Here is a 2305-nt window from a genome sequence, read left to right on the forward strand (position 1 = left end):
GGGAGCGCGCGTGGTTTGGGACCATGAGGTCGCAGGTTCAATCCCTGTCACCCCGACCACTTAAAACATAATATGCGGGTGTAGCTCAATGGTAGAGCCCTTGCCTTCCAAGCAAGTTACGTGAGTTCGATTCTCATCACCCGCTCCATTAAACATAATATATTAATGGTAATACGCGTGTTTAGCTCAGCTGGATAGAGCAACGCCCTTCTAAGGCGTGGGCCAGGAGTTCGAATCTCTTAACACGCACCAGATATGCGTCATTAGCTCAGTTGGTAGAGCACCTGACTCTTAATCAGGGTGTCCCGGGTTCGATCCCCTGATGACGCACCATTATGGTGAACGTAGTTCAGTTGGTAGAGCGCCAGTTTGTGGCACTGGTTGTCGTGGGTTCGAGTCCCATCGTTCACCCCATACGCTGGGATATCGCCAAGCGGTAAGGCACCGCACTTTGACTGCGGTATTCGTAGGTTACCAATATATATGCAGATGTGGCGGAATTGGCAGACGCACTAGACTTAGGATCTAGCGCCATTGGCGTGGGGGTTCGACTCCCTTCATCTGCACCATATATATTAAAAYAATATTAGCATAAGCGGAAGTGGCTCAATGGTAGAGCGTCACCTTGCCAAGGTGAATGTTGCGGGTTCGAGTCCCGTCTTTCGCTCCAATATGCGGGTGTAGCTCAATGGTAGAGCCCTTGCCTTCCAAGCAAGTTACGTGAGTTCGATTCTCATCACCCGCTCCAAATGTAGTTAGAGTTCTTAGAAAAAAATTTAGGAGGAAAGTATGGTATTTGAAGCATGTACTGGTTGTTATGAGGAAGCTGTCTTAGCAAGAGATAATGGTGCAAATAGAATAGAATTGTGTGATAATTTAAATGAGGGTGGCACTACTCCTAGTTATGGCACTATAAAGAAAACTATAGAAAATATGAACCTACCTATAAATGTAATAATTAGGCCAAGAGGTGGTAATTTTGTATATAGTGAAATAGAAAAGGAAATAATGTGTCTTGATATAGAAATGTGTAGAAATTTGGGGGCAAATGCTATTGTAATCGGAGCATTAACAAACGAAAATAAAATAGATAAAAGCTTTATACAAAAGGTAAAAGAAATAAGTAGAAATTTAGAAATAACTTTTCATATGGCATTTGATGAAATTGAAGATAAGAAAGCAGCAATAGATGAATTAGTTGACTTAAAGATAGATAGAATATTAACTAAAGGTGGAAAAATCTCTGCATTGAATAATTTAGAAAAGATAAAAGAATTAATTATATATGCTGAAGACAGAATAGTTATAATGCCGGGAGCAGGGATAACTAATGAAAATAGAGATTTAGTTATAGAAAAAACAAATGCAAAGGAATTACATGGAACAAAAATTGTATAGATAATTATTTAGTAGTTAAGTAATATAGTTGTAAATTAGGATATATTGCTTAGCTATTTTTTTGAGAAAAAAATTATTTATCAGTTTGTAATGAAAGATGTGAAAAATTTTAAACTTATTCTATTGGAGAAAAGTTTGGATAAAAAGTAAATATCAACATTTTGAATACGCTAAATATATAAAAATGTTGATATTTTAAGTTTTATATGGTGCACCTAGAGGGGCTCGAACCCCCGACCACTGGATTCGAAGTCCAACGCTCTATCCAACTGAGCTATAGATGCTTATATTAAATTATTTTACAGATATAAAATATATTATAATACTAATAAAATAAAATTTCTACAATTTAGTGATTTCTAAAATTTTAACTCATTATTTTGTTTTTAATACAATTGCTCAATATAGTAATATAGCTAGTTATTATATGTACGTATTTGTTACGTATATTAATAGATAAGTAATGGAATTAAAGTGTTAATATACATAATAATGTGATTTAATAATATTAAACACACCCAGGTGTATCAATATATAGAAAATAGAGAAATAATAATAAAATGCTATAAGAATAATGAATAATTTTAAATAAATAGAATATATATGTTTTTATATATTTAAAGCTATGATAGAATAGTCAATGTCCTACAGGGGAGTAAGTTACTGAAAACAATAAAAATATGTTGACAGTAAATCCTAAGGATGTTAATATAAAGAAGTCGCTTATGTGACAAGATCTTTGAAAATTGAACAGAATATAGTTAAGTAAAAAACCAGCAATTCTTTTAGAYGTCTTAAAATTAAGACTCAAAGTAATTTGAGCAAAGAGATTAAACTTTTTATTGAGAGTTTGATCCTGGCTCAGGACGAACGCTGGCGGCGTGCCTAACACATGCAAGTCGAGCGA

General features: G+C 34.6%; 1 protein-coding gene, 8 tRNA genes and 1 rRNA gene. 9 read left to right on the forward strand and 1 reads right to left on the reverse strand.

Annotation, left to right across the window (positions count from 1 at the left end):
• The first annotated feature begins 74 nt into the window (after positions 1-74).
• The 8 genes from ACYUEX_RS18600 (at position 75) to ACYUEX_RS18635 (ending at position 1398) form a co-directional block, all read left to right on the forward strand.
• A tRNA-Gly gene (locus ACYUEX_RS18600) sits at positions 75-148 on the forward strand.
• Between the two features lie 27 nt (positions 149-175).
• Positions 176-252, forward strand: a tRNA-Arg gene (locus tag ACYUEX_RS18605).
• A 5-nt stretch (positions 253-257) separates the two neighbouring features.
• Positions 258-333: transfer RNA gene (locus ACYUEX_RS18610), tRNA-Lys, on the forward strand.
• A 5-nt stretch (positions 334-338) separates the two neighbouring features.
• Positions 339-414: transfer RNA gene (locus ACYUEX_RS18615), tRNA-His, on the forward strand.
• 71 nt (positions 415-485) lie between these two features.
• Positions 486-569, forward strand: a tRNA-Leu gene (locus ACYUEX_RS18620).
• A gap of 26 nt (positions 570-595) precedes the next feature.
• Positions 596-670, forward strand: a tRNA-Gly gene (locus tag ACYUEX_RS18625).
• Positions 671-674: 4 nt separating this feature from the next.
• Positions 675-748: transfer RNA gene (locus tag ACYUEX_RS18630), tRNA-Gly, on the forward strand.
• Between the two features lie 41 nt (positions 749-789).
• Complete coding sequence (locus ACYUEX_RS18635) at positions 790-1398, forward strand: copper homeostasis protein CutC (RefSeq protein WP_460289457.1); 609 nt, start codon at positions 790-792, stop codon at positions 1396-1398.
• 207 nt (positions 1399-1605) lie between these two features.
• On the opposite strand, the gene ACYUEX_RS18640 is transcribed toward ACYUEX_RS18635, so the two are convergent.
• A tRNA-Arg gene (locus tag ACYUEX_RS18640) sits at positions 1606-1682 on the reverse strand.
• Between the two features lie 554 nt (positions 1683-2236).
• Here ACYUEX_RS18640 and ACYUEX_RS18645 point away from each other — a divergent pair.
• Positions 2237-2305, forward strand: a 16S ribosomal RNA gene (locus ACYUEX_RS18645); the annotation flags it as partial.

It is taken from the genome of Clostridium sp. CTA-7 (genome assembly GCF_054768095.1).

Bases quoted from the DNA above. Each gene is read 5' to 3' on its own strand.
- ACYUEX_RS18635 (WP_460289457.1), top strand. From the start codon at position 790: ATGGTATTTGAAGCATGTACTGGTTGTTATGAGGAAGCTGTCTTAGCA.